This is a genomic window from Paenibacillus sp. FSL k6-2145, from assembly GCF_037976585.1.
Taxonomy (GTDB): Bacteria; Bacillota; Bacilli; order Paenibacillales; family Paenibacillaceae; genus Paenibacillus.
The window spans coordinates 1,849,228-1,865,812 of sequence record NZ_CP150267.1 but is presented as its reverse complement, the minus strand read 5'-3'; the positions used below and the strand labels follow the sequence as shown (position 1 = coordinate 1,865,812).

The following is a 16,585-nucleotide window of genomic DNA, read 5'->3' as shown; positions in this document are numbered from 1 at the left end:
AAAATAAACCTCCTGACTTCATCTGTCGGGAGGTTTATTTCAGTTGCTTCAATCGATTCGGTAGGACGCAAATGGCTCGCGGCGACGGAAAGAGTCACTGATCTGATCCAGGTCGGTCAACAGCTCATCAGGCAATGACATGTCCAGACTAGCCAGATTATGTTCCAGCTGTTCGGTGCGTGTAGCGCCGACAATGACTGTGGATACAGCCGGGCGTGTCAGTAACCATGCAAGCGACAGCACACTCGGGGAGCATCCATATGCAGCAGCTTTTGCATTCACTTGTTCACTCAGTTGGATATTATGCTCCAGCAGAAAACGATTGAAGGACGGATCGGTGTCTGCTCTGGACCCGGAAGGCACGCTGGCCTGTCCGTTATATTTACCCGTCAGAATCCCACCTGCCAGCGGGAAATAGGGGATAATGCCTACACCCTGATCCAGACACATCGGTACCAGTTCCAGTTCAGGCGTACGGTCAGCCAAGGAATAGCTGGTTTGGGTGGAGATGTAGCGCGCATAACCTTTCTGTTCACTGATCCCCAGAGCTTTCATCAGCTCCCAAGCTGCGTAATTGGAGGCTCCGATGTAACGAACTTTACCCGAAGTGACCATATCGTCCAGCGTGCGGAGTGTCTCATCCAGCGGTGTATGCGGATCAAAGGTATGGATCTGGTATAGGTCCACATAATCCGTTTGCAGACGCCGCAGGCTGTGTTCCAGTTCTTGTTGCAGATGGTAGCGGGAGGAACCTCGCCCATGAGGACCATCATGCCGGGGTAATCCGGCCTTGGTAGCAAGCACCGCGTTTTCCCGTCGACCTGAGAGGGCTTGTCCAATAATGCGTTCCGATTCCGTACCAGCGTAGATATTGGCGGTATCGATAAAGTTGATGCCCTGATCCATCGCTGCATGAATAATGCGGGTAGAAGCTGCTTCATCCGCGCGTTTGCCAAACGCATTGGTGCCGAGCCCCAATGCTGACACACGCAAACCACTATTGCCCAAACGTCGATATTCCATCATTCATCGCTCCCTTTATGTACATCTTATAGAGGTAGTTCAAAAAGTCCACTTTTGATTACGAATGATGCCTGGCGGCATCATCAGCATCGAATATGAAATTCAGCCGAAATGTCCGTTGCTCACGTAGTTTTCCCTACGCTCCGCTACTCCATTTCTAGCTTCATTCCATCTTCTCGGTACTGAAAATCAGACTTTTTGAACATGCATTTGTAATGCAGATTATAACCTAATCTATTGAAAACATGTTATTAATATAGTTAAATGATTCTAAGAACCCGTTATTAAAGGAGATATGATGGAAAACAGTGCTGCACATTTAACAAGACGGAAGCCCAAGAAACCGAAGAAGAAATGGAAGAAGCCATTAATCATCACCCTGAGTGTGCTGCTTGTGCTCGGAGGACTCGGATTTATGTATCACAAGCAACTCGTCGTGTTTGCCTTTAATATGTTCGCCTCAGCTCCAATAAAGGAAGCCTTGGATGATTCCTTTAAACCAGCTGGCGATAAGGATGCCCCTGTCGTGCAACATACGGACCCATTCTCGTTGCTGCTGCTCGGGATTGACCAACGTGATAACGAACCAAGCCGTTCGGATACCATCATCTATTCCGTCGTGCGTCCAGAAGACAATAAAGTGCTGCTGCTGTCCATTCCGCGCGATTCCTATACCGAGATTGTCGGCCGGGATGTGAAGTCAAAGATCAACTCAGCGTATGCCCATGGTGAAGCCAAGATGGCGATGGATACGGTGGAGAATTTGCTAGGGAACAAAGTGGATTTCTATGCCGCGATTAATTTTAACGGGCTCAAGGATATTGTTGATGCGGTTGGTGGTGTGGAACTGCCGATCAAAAAGAATATTGAGAACAAGCTCAAAATTCATGAGAAGCTGTTTGTTGAAGCGAATAAACCGATCTATAGCGGTGAAGAAGCGCTTGGTTATGTGCGTTACCGGGAAGATTCCGATTTCAATCGGACGATGCGTCACCGGATTTTCCTAAGTGCCTTCATGAATCGTGCGTTGGAGGTTAAAAATCTGACCAAGATCCCGGACGTAATCCAGATTGCCGGATCGAATTTTACAACCAACATGACCTCGGACTTTATCGTGAAATTTGCCGAGTCCTTATATATGAAAGATAGCATACCAACGATCAGCAATTACATGCTGAAGGGGGAAGGCGCAACGCGCAGTGGCACATGGTACTACGATCTGTCGGAGGACGATCTGCAATATGTGCGTGGCATGATCGCCAGTTGGCTGGACCCGGATGCGACCGAGATTATTGAACCGGAGTCAGCGGATCAGGCAGATACACCAGATGCAGCATGAGCATCCATTCTTGTGCAGGAGAAGCCTGCGTACCTCGCTAACAGCGAAAATGAATCAGAGATTGTGCCAATTGTACCTGTAATGCTCTATGAATAAAAGTCCGGAGAAGCGGTTGCTTCCCGGCTTTTTTGCGTTCGCGATCTTTCAAATGAAATATTGTACAGATATATCTAATGTTTAAACCTCTTTTTATGGCATACATATAGTAAAATATAGGGAAAAGATTAAACATCAACCAACGGAGGAAACTCATGAAGGAGTTTAAGGAACGGCTTGGGCAGGTTCAGGAGCAGCAGAAACAGCTGGCGAAGGAGTATCACGCCTTGCTCCAGGAATACCAGTCCGATGACCTGATCGTTAAGAATGAACAGTTACAGGAACAGTATGAAGCCCACAAGCTCAAGCTGCAACAGCTCGAACTTCGCTCGCGCAAGATGGAAGAAGAGAATGCACGTCTTCGCATGGCGTTATCTGAACAGATGCTGGATGAGAAGCTGAATCTGATTCGGGTATCCCGAGAGAAGATGGAGACCTATTTTCAAGGGAAAACAGCGGTACATAATGATCGAATTGCATTCCATGAACATCGAACCAAATCCAATCTAAACGCGCTGTACAACCAGGCAGCACAGGAGTTGCAAGAGGATTCCCACGAGGTGAAGGAGAGGATTGCTTACCTTGCGGCAGAGGTGAATGAGCGTATTGAATCGCACAAGAGGGCCGTACGGGAGCGAGAAGAGGCTCTGCGTGGGCACATGGAGCGTGGATATGAGCAGATGGCGGAGGAGGGCTTGAGCGAAGAGACCATTCAGCGCCGGATCAAACAGAATCGCATGGAGATGAAGATTGGACTTAGCTGGATCAACAAAGTAGCCATTCTGCTGCTTATTCTAGGCGTTGGAGCAGCGTTCCAATACTCGTACTCGACCTGGTTTAATGACGAGATGAAGAGCGGAGCCTTTTTCCTGCTTGGTGCTCTGATGCTCGCTGGAGGAGAGTTGCTGTTTCGTCGCAAAAAGCAGACGTTTGCAATGGGGCTGCTCGGCGGTGGGATCTCCGTGTTATTCGGGTCCATTTTCTATAGTTACTTTTTACTGCATATTATCGGGTTATATACGGGACTTGCCCTGTCTGTATTGGTATCGGCAATCTCCGTATTGTTGTCCCTTAGGTATCAGTCGAAGACCATCTGTTCATTGGGTCTGGTAGGCGGATATCTTCCGCTATTCTCGTATATGTTCTCGTTCGGGCTTGAGGGCACTGCTGTCTATGTAGCTATGATCTATCTGCTGCTCTTAAACGGCATTATTGTGTTCATTTCGTTTGGCAAACGGTGGCCGGTTGTGCACTATATCAGTTTCCTGTTCAACACACCATCCATGCTTATCCTCTTATGGCTGTCGCCAAGTGAGAAGATTGGCATGTTGTATTCCATTGTGACGTTTGCATTATATCTGGGCATTACACTGGCGTATCCGTTCAAACACCGGATGAAGTTAACCTGGTGGGATTTCGCTCTGCTCGCCATGAATACAAGCATCAGCTGTTTGATGTTATACGTGTTATTTGATGTGGCGGATTGGAATGATGCTCAGGGCTTGCTGGCGTTAATCTTCTGCGCGGTGTATCTGGGCCTCGCACGATTCGTCCAGCGCAATATGGCTCAGGAGAAACAGACGATATTACTCTTTTATGTTACTTCCCTGACCTTTGCCATTCTGATTATTCCGTTCCAATTCGGGGCCAAGTGGTTATCAATGGGCTGGTTGATCGAGGGGGTTCTGCTGGTTACGCTTGGACATCTGAAACGGTTAAAATCGGTGGAACGTGCAGGTTGGGGCATCGTGCTTCTATGTCTAATCACTTTCGTGTACTACGATCTTCTGGCGTTATTCTTCATCGGGGAACGTTCTTACTTCATGTTAAAATACTCTAGCATCACGCTGGGGACCCTGTTGATTACACTGTATTATGCCTGGGCAGTTCACAACAGCTCATCGTCCAGGGAGAGATTCAACTACAGCCCGCTGGAGCAGGGCTTCCTGAACGGATTCAAGTATGTAGCACTTGCGAATCTGTGGTTATACGTACTGTATGAGTCAAATGAATTGTATACCAGAGCTGTGGATGGGACGTTCCTGTTATACATGTTCTACAAGTTACTCATGTTCGCAGCGTTCACCATTGCATTGGCGTATGGACTAGGCAAAGTGAAGCTGCTGCGCGACCAATTCGTGCAAGTGTACACCACCTTCCTGCATGCCGTTGGCTGCTGTATTGCACTGGCTGTAACCTTCACCATGCCGGCGCTTCAGCCGGAAGTTCAGCAGCATACAGCGGCAGAAATTGTTGGTTTGCTGGTGCTGATTATCTTTAACGTAGGGGTATTCTTTGCAGGAAGGGATCTGCTGATAGCAGGTATCCGCGGGCAGTTCAAGAGCATTGAATGGTACCCGGTTATCGCAGGGGTATACCTGCTAGGGGTCATCACCGTATTCCTGACGATCCAGTTCCAGTGGGGTGATGTGGGGCTGATGTTCAGCCTGATCTATCTGCTGCTGGCGATTCTCTATATTGCCTATGGATTCCGTAGAAAATATGTCATGATTCGGCGTCTGGGCCTGGGTCTAACGTTGTTCGCCACGGGTAAGATGATGTTCTATGATGTGGGTATGCTTACCTCGGGCAGCAAAATCTTTGCCTATTTCAGCTTTGGCGTACTATTGCTGGGGATCTCTTACCTGTATCAGAAGGTGTCCAGCCGGATGGAGGAAATACAGTCCAGAGAGACAGCGAAGCCTGCCGACGAACCGACTGTCCCTGAGGAGGAACAAGACTGACTTTGATTCTGAACGACCGAAGTTGCATTTGCGATTATATGGGGAGGGATTTTTGAAATGGGATTCGACATGAAAATCATGCTTTGGCAACTGTTATGGCTTGCTGGCCCTGTAGCTCTTATCGTGTATGCGTGGAGGAAATTCTGCGTGAGAAAGAAGCGGCAATGACGTGAGTGCGGATGGTGGGAATGTCCGCTGTCCACTTCACTTCGCTTTGGGAAATAAGTCGTTATCTCTGTTGGCCTGATTAGATTTAGGAACTATAAATGATGTAATTCATAATTCAATCATACCCTAGAATGCCACCGAAACAAGGGGGGCTAATAAAGAAGCATCTCTCTATTAATATTATTCTATATTTCTTTAGTCGTTTCGGTGGACACTACTAAGTTAATTAGTAGAAAGTTAGCGTGAATTTTTTTAGTTGCTTTTCATTTGGAGAAGATTTAAATGATGAATAGGATTTAAAATCTCAGTTTATCTATTAATCATTTGTATCAAGATATGTTCTAGTATTGCAGTTTACGAAGTAAATCTATATTTTTTAATTCTAAAGCCTGTTTTTCAATAGAATCATAGATTACGAATACAGGAAAAAATCTAGGGGTGACTGTAAAGGAATATTCACTTTTGTTCATATCTCTGTAAAACACATCATAGTTCCCAAATTGAGGACTATATTCAATGTTTTTATACTTAAAATTAGTTCCATATTTAGACAACACGTAGACTTTTGATGAAAACACAGCTGTTTGTTTTTGAACATATGGAATTTGTTCAAGCAAAATAATAATGAGTATTATAGCAAAGACTACTTTAATTTGCTTTGACCTTTTACTTTTCATAGTACTATCTCCTTTCGAAACAATTTATTTATATTTTATAGTAGAAGATACGTTTTTTACAATATGTTATCTCCTAAAAAGGAAAATTTAACTATATTAATGTATAATATTGTGATAAAATGTATTTATGTTAAAAAATCACTTAAAAGGAGAAAGAATATGAAAAATAAAAAAATAGTAATTCTTTTAGCTAGTGCTACTTTAGTCTTTAATGGAATGAGTGCCTATGCTAACGGGGATATCTCAACAACACAAAATCAATATGTTGAAAAGAATGAGTCAATTGCAGTTAATATTGAGCTAAACCCTTATATCGAATTGTACAAAAAAGAAAAAGAACAAACATTAGCACAGCATAATTTTGTGAACAGAGATGAATTAGTAGATCCGCTTGAAGAAGAAAAGGTAATTCTACAAACACTTGATTCTTATTTCAAGCAAGATATAAAGGTAGCAGAGATACTGCACAAGATCTTAAACCAAGAAGTGTATGAAAAAACGATTTCTCTTGAAAAAGAGGATAAAATTGAAATTATGCATTTAATTGAAGAGTCTTATTCTATAGCGGACTCAGAAGAACAGCAAATACTAATGGGCTACTTAACTAGGTATTCCAGATCATCAGGTGATGAGCGTGCTGAGAATTTTAAGGACAGGTTAACAACAGCAGCAAAAAGTGATCCAGAATTTCAATTGCTAGCAGCTTATAATTCAGCAGCGGCAGGTAATTGGGCGTATAATAACTACAATAAATATAGTACTAATTATCCTGCTTTTACAGCATGGGGTAGTGACTGTACTAACTTTGTTTCACAGGCCATGCACGTTGGTGGAGGGAAACCGATGTCAGGTAACTGGTCTGCTTATAAGAAAAACTCTACTTACCTAGTTCCTAAAAATGCGACCGAATTAAACTATAGTTGGACTTTCTCTGATCCTAGCCCTTGGATAAGCGTAGAACAGTTCAGCAAGTATTGGATTCCTAAGTCTACGGTCTACTCATATTCAAAAGACAATTATGAAAAAAATCATAAATCTATTTATTTAGGTTCAATTGCAAAAGGGGATGTAGTCATCCTTAGTAAAGGAGTAGCAGGATGGATCACAACTCCTACTCACCTTATGATTATTTCTGATTTGGATGGTTTAAATAGAGATTTTAAACTTGCAGGTCACTCAAACGAAAGACAAGCTTATCCACTTTTAAGTGCCATAAAGGCCTATGATTATATCGAGATCCTTAAAATATCTTAAAATTAAAAACATTTATATTTATTTTCCTAGAATAGGATGACCTCTAAATAAAAGAAGTCATCCTATTCGAATTAACTTTAGTTAATATAAGATCTATAAATAAAATAGACGGTGAAAAGGTAGGCTAATCCTAAAACGTGGAATTTTCATTTTAAGATAACTGATTGTTGAATTTTTCTTATCCTCTCATAAAACTCAATCACCACATTAATACAATGTTCAAAATCCTCTTGTAAAGTTATTAATCCAATCTATTGAAAATAAATTCTATACCAAAATAAGGTTTATATTGGTGAAGACAATCAACTACATAATCAGTAAATCTCATTTTGATCCATTAAAATATTTGGTAGATATTTTAATTCAGTTTTCTATTCCCTTAAGAGACCCAATTGATAACACTTACGCTCGGCGGTCGGATGGTGTTAGCTTTGCTCCGCTGGATTTTGCCATGCTATCCTCAGCCAAGTTGGTAAATCGTCTAGTCTAAATGGCCTCCCATCTCTCCAAACGTAACCATGAATACAAATGCCGAATAGAGTCTTTTTCTCGTAAGTCTGATTCGGTGGTAGACTTGCTAGATCGTGCTTTCAAAGCTGGTATCACTGCGCGGATGTTGTGCTGATGGACAGCTGGATTGCTCAGGATCCTTTGCTTCGCCAGCTCATAGGCAGAGGTCTACCTGTGATTAGGATGGTCAAGGAAATGAAGCAGCGATATCTTGTAAAGGGACAGCGGATGACGCTGAGTACTGGGTTTCAAAGCCTGCCCAAATCGAGTACAAAAGACATCAAAGGTTCCATAGTCGTGTATACTTCGTACGGTCTTCCAGTCAGCTTGTTTTGTGCGCAACCGAAATAAAAGACGTGAATGGCTTGCCATTTTAAGTACAGGCTTCACGCTGGATGCGGTAGAAATTGTATGAATCTACGGCATGTGTTGGAGTATTGGGACCTTTTTTTAAAGTGACCAAGAGCTATTTGAAACTGGGAACCAAATTCCGAGGACGTTCCTTTTACCAACTAATTAGCCATACAACGGTTGTATTCAGCCGTTATTTGGCGATGGAATATAAACAGCGCTAAACCAGTAATGACCGGATACTTGGTGAACTTTTTTTCTCTTTGCCGACTAGGATTGCGATCTGGACTTCTACACGAAGCTTCAGCAACGGATGAGTTATTTCTTGACATGTCTCAAGCGAAAACGAAAAAGAGCAAAACGTCTATTTTTTGTCAACTACAAGAATGGAACTCTGGCTTACCCAGTTATATCAAGAGTTTGTTTGCAGATTTAAGATGCGAAAGTTGAGTAATTAAAAATACTATTTATAGACTACATTCTGTTATGGTCTCTTCAAAGTTATAAATATACATAACCACTGTATTACGACTGTTATCATGTTATTTTAGTGTGAAATAAATCAATATTTAACACAGGTTGTAGGTGAACCTAATATGACATTCGTGAAACGTTTTGCGCGGAGATCACGTTATAATAGAGTAGACTAGGGCTGGATCTTCATTTGTAACCATGAGGTTTCGGAAGCCGATGTGCCTTTCAGTGATTCACCGCCATCATCATTCATGCGGGAGAGCACGGTTAATGTCATGGACAGGGCAAAGGCGAGCAATACGTATATGAAAATGTTTTTTTTGTTCATCAGAAGGTACCTCTCTTGTTGAATGAGCTAAAGTGGGTATCCGGCCGTCATGAGAAAAAAAGCACAACGTCTGGTATAGTAGAGTGAGTAGAACCAAACATAGATCGTTCCTGTATACCACTATATTGAACTATAGCGGTGCAAACAATGGAACAAATCTGATGAATTTATCATTATTGTTATGAAATGTTTATAGAGATCGAGTGATCGTTGAAGGTGGGAGAATAATATGCGGGAGACGGCAAAAATCGTCATTCGTACGCCAGGACAGGAAAGTGACGGCTCATTCGCTTATGTAAGCCAGGGTCGCTCCATTACGGTGGGGCGTTATACAGGCGGTAGTGAATTGGACTTGTCTGTTTATAATCAGATGATATCGAAGCGGCATTGCCGCATTCATTATGATGTACAGCAACAGCTATGGATCGAGGATCTGGATAGCAAAAATGGAACCGAACTGAACGGGCAGCGCCTCGTTCCCTATGAGAAATATCCGTTTGGCGAAGGAGACAGCCTGACGTTGGTCAATGGCCTGATCCAGCTTCGCACGGAAGGCGATCTTGGAGAGACGAGGGAATATCGTGTGTCGGATCTGTTGGGTGAGGGCGTGCGTTTACAGGATCACCTGCAAACCGTGCAGATCGGTGAAGTGGAGATTCCGCTGTCCAAGAAGGAGTATCAGCTGTTCAAGCTGCTGTATAGTCAACTGGACCATTTTGTGACAAGGGAACAGATTGTGGCTCAGGTGTGGCCGGAGCGGAGCATGTTGGAGAGTGAAGCGGTAGGGATCGACGAGATTAACTCGCTGATCTATCGGACGAATCGCAAGCTGGGTGTGCACTTTACGATTAAGTCTGTGTACAAAAAAGGGGTATACATGAAGTCTCATGTGCCCGAATGAATGCGTGATAACAAAGGGATGATGCTATGTTCATCGTTCATCTAATTCCATGGCTGATTGCCGTGGTGACATTGATCGGTGTCATATCCATCGTACTTGTCAGTTGGAAAAACGGGATTTCCCCGATGCCCACATCCGGCCGCGTCAGGCAGGTGGTCATTCAAGAGGTGAACCGTATACCCGGGTACGGTGATGTGCTTGAAGCGGGTTCCGGGTGGGGCACGCTGGGACTGGATATTGTAAGGCATTGTCCTGGTAAAAGGCTGACCGGGATTGAGAATTCGAGAATTCCCTTATGGTCTTCCCAGATAGTTGCCTATCTCAGTGTTCGCTTACGTCGAGCCGAGGGAAACAAGCACTTTCTCAAGGGCAGATTGCGCTTCATGCGCGGGGATATCTACACCAGTTCCTATGAACATGCAGATTGTGTGATCTGTTATCTGTATCCAGGAGCCATGACCCGGCTTCTGGACAAGTTCAGTCGGGAGCTTCCGCCGGGTGCCAGGGTGATTAGTGTCTGTTTCGCCCTCCCGGGGAAAGAACCACTACGTACCATTACATGCCGGGATGCCTTGCGTACCAAGGTGTATGTGTATGCTTTTTGATGAAGAAGCTTATGATTGGAGACAGGAGAAACCGGAGGAATCAGACCCTCATGTTTCTGCTTTCGTTCAATGCATGTTATAACTCAGTTGGGGTGTATATAGCCATGAATAAACAAGAACAAGTGACCAATCATTTCAGAGAATTATTTAATAAAATGGTCTGGATTAACAAGTCGAAGATGGAAGCCAGCCTTCGTGGTTATAAGTCTTCCGAAGTTCATTGCATTGAATATATTGGAAAGAATATCGATCCCAATGTGACAAAGCTTGCAGAGTCGCTGTATATGACCAAGGGTGCCATAAGTAAATTGACGAAGAAACTTATCGAAAAAAAATTGATCGAAGTCTACCAGAAGCCGGAGAACAAGAAAGAAGTCTATTTCAGACTGACCGAGAAAGGGACTGTTGTATTCGGTATTCACGAGGAACTTCACCAAGAATTTCAAAAGCGGGATCAGGCTGTGTTTGAGCAGGTAACCGAAGCGCAATTGGAGGGAATGCTGAGGTTTATGGAGCAATACAGCAAACATTTGGACGCAGAGATAAAGAAACAGGGTTTGGACATTTAGATATATATGTGTAATGAAGCGCAACACAATAAGCAACCTACTCTAATAAAGGGCAGGTTGCTTTTTATTTTCAATAATTATTGTTGACAAGGAAACTAAAAAGAGTTACATTTTTTGTTGAATAGGAAACAATAATACAAAGAGGAGACACATATGACTAAAGAAAACGTCAAAACCACTGAATTACCCAAAGAGGTGCTCATTGCAGCCTGGGCTATAGCTCTTGGAGCCATTGCACCTTTGCTTGACTCTACCATGGTGAATATTGCCATAGATCAATTAACACATGATTTCAATACAACCTTGACTATTATTCAATGGGCCATTACAGGCTATATTCTCGCTCTTGCCATGGCAGTTCCCATCTCCGGTTGGCTTATGAACAAGTTTAATAGCAAGAAGATTTTCATTGGTGCTGTTATCCTATTTGGAGTGATTTCTATTTTAGTAGGTGTTAGCTGGAACATTTCGAGTTTTATCTTCTTTCGTTTACTTCAAGGGTTCAGCGCAGGGGTGATTACGACCCTCATGTTTACCCTCTTGGTGAAAACGGCAGGGAAAGATCACTTGGGAAAAGTGATGGCCATCGTAAGTACGCCTATGATCTTCGGCCCTATTCTGGGTCCAGTCCTTGGAGGATTCATCGTTCAGGTGGCATCCTGGCAATGGATTTTCTTCATTAACGTGTTTATCGTGTTGATTGCTGCGCCAGTAATGATGAAAACAATTCCTGACTTTGAACCTTTCAACAAAGAGAATAAGCTTGATCTGTTTGGCATTATTAATTTGTCTTCCATGAGCGGGGCTTTAATCTACGGGATAACGAGAGCTGCGGAACATGCTACGTTTAACAATAATGAAACGATCTTATGGGTGGGTATTGGTGTGGGTTTGACTGTCATATATATGGCTTATAATCTCATTCGCAAGAATCAAACGGTCCTGCCCATGAGTTTGTTTACTTATAAAAGTTTTGCTGCTTCAAGCGCCGGCTTGTTCATGGCAAATATTGCTCTTATGGGCCCGATGTTAATCCTCCCGCTATTCTTTCAAAACTTTCGCCATTTTACGGCGATTGAAACAGCAGTTGCTCTTATCCCACAAGGGGTTGGGATGCTTGTTACTCGGCCTTTACTTGGAAAAATGATTGATAAAATTGGACCCAAATATGTAGTGATCGTCAGTTTATTTCTTTCTCTCATTGGTTCAATTCCGCTTATTTTCATCTCTGATAAAACAAGTATGATCTGGATTTCCATTATATTGTTAATTCGTGGTGCGAGTATTGGAGGGATTAGTCTGCCGTTAACAAGTGAAGCATACACTGGGCTTGATAGCACACAGCTCCCTGAAGCGAGTGTGGGCATTAATATGATTGAGAATCTTGGTTCAAGCTTTGGCTCAGCTATTATCGCGACGGTTGTTGCAACGGTCATACAAGGGTTGCAACCAACGGTCATAAATGAGTTGAAGGGGTACCATGCCGGATTTCTATTATCCAGCGTTATTCTTGTAATTATTCTAATCCCTAGTTTGTATCTTACAAATAAAAGGAACGCATGAACAGTTACTCATGTTCTTCCTGAAAAAATGAAAGCACTAGACCCCGAATTCACTGTTATCGTGATTTCGGAACCTAGTGCTTCTTATTATACACTTAACTACAAATTATGATTATTTTGCAGAATCGGTAGTGCCTGTGCTGTCGGATGTTGTACCGGATTGGGATCTGTTTCTACCGCCTCCGAATCCACCTTGTCCACCGCCACCACCAGGACCACCCATACCTGTATTGGCAGTGGTTACACCAGATTCATTCACCCAAGTTACATTACTGGTAGATTGGAATGCAACTACTTGAGTTCCGCCACTGTAGGTACCGTCTGTGTAGAGTCCATCCACCGCTTTACCTGTAGACGTACCACCGGAGTAGATCACATAGGAGCCATCTTTTTTCAGATCCGGGGAGCTGACAACGACAGTTTGATAATCTTTTGCCGGAGCGAATGTCAGAATGTTGTTGCCTTCGCTGTCTTGTACATGTACAAGTGTTCCAGCTTTTTGCGTTGCGGGGAATGTCATCACAATGGTATTTTGCGTAGACGCATCGGATGTTCCTTGTGCCATACCAGAGCTTCCGGCAGCCACGAGGTATCCACCGCTGATTTCAAATGTACCGTCATAATCCAATGCTCCGTTACCGTTATCCGTCGGTCCGTTCACAATAACCGTTCCGCCAGTCATATTAATGGAACCATTGGAATCCAGTCCGTCACCACCTGCGTTCACAGTGAGGGAGCCGCCGTTAATGTGGAACTCGTTATTGCTTGCTGCTGCTCCCATACCGCCCGGTCCACGTCCTTGCTGAGTAGCAGTTGTACCTTGGGATGCCTGGTCGGTAGTTGATGTTGTGCCTGTCGTTTCGGTTACAGAGATGTTGGATGTCGTTGATGCATCGGTTGCTGTAGTAGCGTTATCTGTACTTGCCGCTGTATTCGCAGCTGTTTCCGTCTCGCCACCTGCAGCATTTACGCCATCATCGGATGCCGTTACATCTACATCCCCATCGTTCAGGGTGATGATTGCTCCTTCAAGTCCTTCATAACTCTTCGCAATCGTGATGGTTCCGCCGTTAATCGTCAGGGCCTGATCGGCATGAATGCCGTCATCACCAGATTCAATGTTGAATGTTCCGTCGTTAACTGTCACGTTATTGTTGCTGTGCAGGGAATCATCCATGGAATCTATGGTATACGTACCGCCATTAACCGTAAGATCTGTACCTGCTTTGAGTGCTTTGGCACTTGTGGACTCGGTTGCTGTTGTTGCAGTGTCCGCATCAGCATTGTTATCCGTTGTTGCTGTTGTTGTGTTGGCAGAGTTGGATGCTGCTGCGCCGTTTGTATTAGCACCTGCATTGGTACCGCTGTTATTAGGCATTTCTGGCATATCCGCAGGAGGTTCGCCATCCGGTGGTGTACCCATATCGGTTGGTGGTGTGCCGCCTCCCCATCCACCGCCACCGCCGCCAAATGGACCTTCTTCTACTTTGGCTGGTGCATTGGCGCTACCGCCGCCCGTTACAATGTTGTATGTGCCGCCATCCGTAACGAGTGCGGTTTCGGCTTGAATACCGTCGTTACCGCTTTGGATATCGAAGGTACCTCCTGCGATAGCAACGTAACCTTTAGTGGTGTCCGTGTCATTGGTTGATTTAATACCGTCGCCTTTGGCTTCAATGGTAATGGTGCCCGCTTGGATGGCGACCATATCTTTACCTTTGATCCCGTCATCGGCTGCTTTGACGCTGATGCTACCACTAATGATTTTCAGATCATCCTTGCTCGTAATACCTTCATTATAGTTACCTGTGACGGTCAATTGACCTGCACCATTGAATGTAAGATCTGCTTTGCTGAAGATTGCAGCATCGGGCTCGTCTGTCGTAGCATCGGCGTACACATATGTTTTACCATCGGAAACGGTATTCTTGGTTCCTTTTTCAAGCGTAATTACCGCTTTACCAGCCTTCTGAATGTAAATCGCAGCACTGTCGTTATCATGAATGGTTGCTCCGTTTAATACGAGATGCACAGTACCCTTATCGGCAACGTTAACCACAATCTGGCCATCCGTTAGCTCACCGCTAAGTACATAAGTGCCTGCTTCAGAGATGGTTACCGAACCATTCGCTGCTTTGGCACCCGAACCGGTTACCGTTGCAGTTGTGCCGTTCAGCTTAATTGCTGTGGAATCTGCCTCACTCCAGCTAATATTGGTATCGTCAGCATCCAGAGAGACCAGTTCCGCGTATTTTACAGAAGTTTGCTCGCTGACGGATACCGTTTTGGTTGTTCCTATCGTTGATGTTGCGGCATTGGCCGTTGTGCTTGTGGTTGCTGGTGAACTGCATGCGGCGAGTAGGCTGGTAATCATGGCGATGGACCAAAGTTTGCTGCCTGTTATCATGTTTTTCTTCATATTAGATCGTTCCCTTCGAATTAAAAATTAATATTCCGTGGTTGGACTCATGGTTAACGAGATATCGAGGTTGCCGTTCCGTGTGCGGATCGCATCGAGGAATTCCTTTTGGCTAACACTTTCGTGAATGGTTACACTGTAGACCAGCTCATACAGACTGCCGAGTTCGGTCGTTCTGATTTTTTTCAAATCAAAAGGTACATTGAATGTATGGAACACTTCATTAAGTGCTTCTTCATAGCTCAAGTTTTCAGGGATGGTGACTTTTAGCGTTTTCAGCTGACTCTTCTTGCCGCCGAAGTTGAAGCGACTCAGGACAAACATCAGTACACACAGGATAATTGTGAACAGAACCGCGTATCCAAAAGCGCCTACACCACAGGCAAGACCGGAAGCCATCGTGAACAATACATAAGCAATGTCCTTTGGATCACCAGGGGCACTTCGGAATCGGATGATGGAGAAGGCACCTGCCAAGCTGAATGCTCGAGCGATGTTGCTGCCGATAAGCAGGATGATGATGGCGACAATGACGGGCAGGACAACCATCGTTAAGGTAAAGCTTTGCGAGTATGTGCTTTGGTTAGTCTTCATGTAGGTGAGGCTGATGACCAATCCCAGAATGATGGCAAGACCAATGGTAATGACTGCGTTGTTAAACGTCAGGTTGGTATCGGTTAGGGCTGAACTGAACAGTGAATCAAGCATATAGGACACGCTCTCTTTCTATAATCGTTTTATCTTGTTCTATGGATGGGTTGAAATCGGTACCTGGTACAAGGATGCGCTCCGTCTGGTAATTCAGGTTGGTTGTTCTCGCCAGATGTCTGAACTCGTTGCCGTATTTCGAAAATCCGGTGCGATATAGACCATGCTCACAGAGCAGTTGCGACAGCCATAGCGGAACGGTTTTCTCGGCTTTTACTTCCATCAGCCATCGACCGTCCTTCACCAGCGGTTCACCGTAATCGCCTTGTTCGAGCTTCAGATCATATCTGCGGCTACGAATGTTGGTGTCAAAGGTAATGCGGAGATCGCGGCTGTTCTTGTCGAAGAGCGCTTTGCGTTCGTATGCCAGATACACTTTCGGTTCCAGATCGTATACCCGAAGGAAATATTTGATCTCTTCGACAACTTGTTTGTTCATGTAATCGGCGAGCTCCGGCGCCTGTCCCGAACGGACGAATTCGTAAGCTTCATCCAGCTTCAAGGCGGTTCTGCGCTTGTTCACCAGGCCAAAGACTTTCTTTTTGATCTCCAGATATACTTTTGCGTTCTCTTCAGGTATTCCATAAGCCCGTAGTCTCAGCTTCTCCTTGTATTTTGGTTTGGAGAGACTGGCGCGAATCAGCGAATCCTGTGGAGTGTCGAAGTACAGGTTACTGATGGAGTAATACTCGTGTTTCTTGTTGTAGGCATCCAGCTCCATGTATTTCAGCAGGTCATTGTAGAAATGGGCGTACTGCTCATCCGTCAGAAGGTACTTGCTCTCATATCGGTTGAATACTTCAATCGCCATGTGGGACTCATTCCTTTCATTTGCGAGTTGTATGTTTTTTTCCATC

13 protein-coding genes are annotated in these 16,585 nt (G+C 44.3%); 7 read left to right on the top strand and 6 right to left on the bottom strand.

The genetic code is table 11. The features are described 5' to 3' along the window. Nucleotides 1-48 precede the first annotated feature (48 nt). The gene (locus NZ043_RS08175) at nt 49-1,023 is read right to left on the bottom strand and encodes an aldo/keto reductase (RefSeq protein WP_339312692.1); all 975 of its coding nucleotides are present in this window, start codon (nt 1,021-1,023) and stop codon (nt 49-51) included. A gap of 295 nt (nt 1,024-1,318) precedes the next feature. On the opposite strand from NZ043_RS08175, the gene NZ043_RS08170 reads away from it, so the two are divergent. Both NZ043_RS08170 and NZ043_RS08165 read left to right on the top strand, forming a co-directional pair. Beyond that, complete coding sequence (locus NZ043_RS08170; RefSeq protein WP_339311387.1) at nt 1,319-2,362, top strand: LCP family protein; 1,044 nt, start codon at nt 1,319-1,321, stop codon at nt 2,360-2,362. Between the two features lie 251 nt (nt 2,363-2,613). Beyond that, a complete protein-coding gene (locus tag NZ043_RS08165) occupies nt 2,614-5,202 on the top strand; it encodes a DUF2339 domain-containing protein (RefSeq protein ID WP_339311385.1) in 2,589 nt (862 codons plus the stop codon). Between the two features lie 509 nt (nt 5,203-5,711). On the opposite strand, the gene NZ043_RS08160 is transcribed toward NZ043_RS08165, so the two are convergent. Further along, on the bottom strand, nt 5,712-6,047 hold the full coding sequence (locus NZ043_RS08160) for a hypothetical protein (RefSeq protein ID WP_133386284.1): 336 nt from the start codon (nt 6,045-6,047) through the stop codon (nt 5,712-5,714). Nucleotides 6,048-6,206: 159 nt separating this feature from the next. Here NZ043_RS08160 and NZ043_RS08155 point away from each other — a divergent pair, with 159 nt between their 5' ends. After that, the gene (locus tag NZ043_RS08155; protein ID WP_339311383.1) at nt 6,207-7,301 is read left to right on the top strand and encodes an amidase domain-containing protein; all 1,095 of its coding nucleotides are present in this window, start codon (nt 6,207-6,209) and stop codon (nt 7,299-7,301) included. 1,507 nt (nt 7,302-8,808) lie between these two features. On the opposite strand, the gene NZ043_RS08150 is transcribed toward NZ043_RS08155, so the two are convergent. Next, complete coding sequence (locus tag NZ043_RS08150; protein WP_165980318.1) at nt 8,809-8,964, bottom strand: hypothetical protein; 156 nt, start codon at nt 8,962-8,964, stop codon at nt 8,809-8,811. Between the two features lie 229 nt (nt 8,965-9,193). Here NZ043_RS08150 and NZ043_RS08145 point away from each other — a divergent pair, with 229 nt between their 5' ends. The 4 genes from NZ043_RS08145 (at nt 9,194) to NZ043_RS08130 (ending at nt 12,602) form a co-directional block, all read left to right on the top strand. After that, entirely contained in the window at nt 9,194-9,865 is a 672-nt protein-coding gene (locus NZ043_RS08145) for an FHA domain-containing protein (RefSeq protein WP_169480002.1), read from the top strand. Nucleotides 9,866-9,891: 26 nt separating this feature from the next. Then, nucleotides 9,892-10,470: a class I SAM-dependent methyltransferase gene (locus NZ043_RS08140; RefSeq protein ID WP_339311381.1), complete on the top strand. Its 579-nt coding sequence runs from the start codon at nt 9,892-9,894 to the stop codon at nt 10,468-10,470. 104 nt (nt 10,471-10,574) lie between these two features. Further along, nucleotides 10,575-11,039, top strand: a complete 465-nt coding sequence (locus NZ043_RS08135; protein WP_339311379.1) for a MarR family transcriptional regulator — start codon at nt 10,575-10,577, stop codon at nt 11,037-11,039. Nucleotides 11,040-11,192: 153 nt separating this feature from the next. Further along, nucleotides 11,193-12,602, top strand: coding sequence for an MDR family MFS transporter (locus NZ043_RS08130; protein WP_339311377.1), 1,410 nt, complete (start codon nt 11,193-11,195; stop codon nt 12,600-12,602). A gap of 111 nt (nt 12,603-12,713) precedes the next feature. Here NZ043_RS08130 and NZ043_RS08125 read toward each other — a convergent pair whose 3' ends face one another. Genes NZ043_RS08125 through NZ043_RS08115 form a run of 3 tightly spaced genes read right to left on the bottom strand, consistent with a single transcriptional unit; the run spans nt 12,714 to nt 16,539 of the window. Beyond that, a complete protein-coding gene (locus NZ043_RS08125; RefSeq protein ID WP_339311376.1) occupies nt 12,714-15,020 on the bottom strand; it encodes a carbohydrate-binding domain-containing protein in 2,307 nt (768 codons plus the stop codon). Between the two features lie 27 nt (nt 15,021-15,047). Then, complete coding sequence (locus NZ043_RS08120; protein WP_036612177.1) at nt 15,048-15,728, bottom strand: DUF4956 domain-containing protein; 681 nt, start codon at nt 15,726-15,728, stop codon at nt 15,048-15,050. Continuing rightward, the gene (locus NZ043_RS08115) at nt 15,721-16,539 is read right to left on the bottom strand and encodes a polyphosphate polymerase domain-containing protein (protein WP_047841086.1); all 819 of its coding nucleotides are present in this window, start codon (nt 16,537-16,539) and stop codon (nt 15,721-15,723) included. Before NZ043_RS08115 ends, NZ043_RS08120 begins: the two co-directional genes overlap by 8 nt. Nucleotides 16,540-16,585 lie beyond the last annotated feature (46 nt).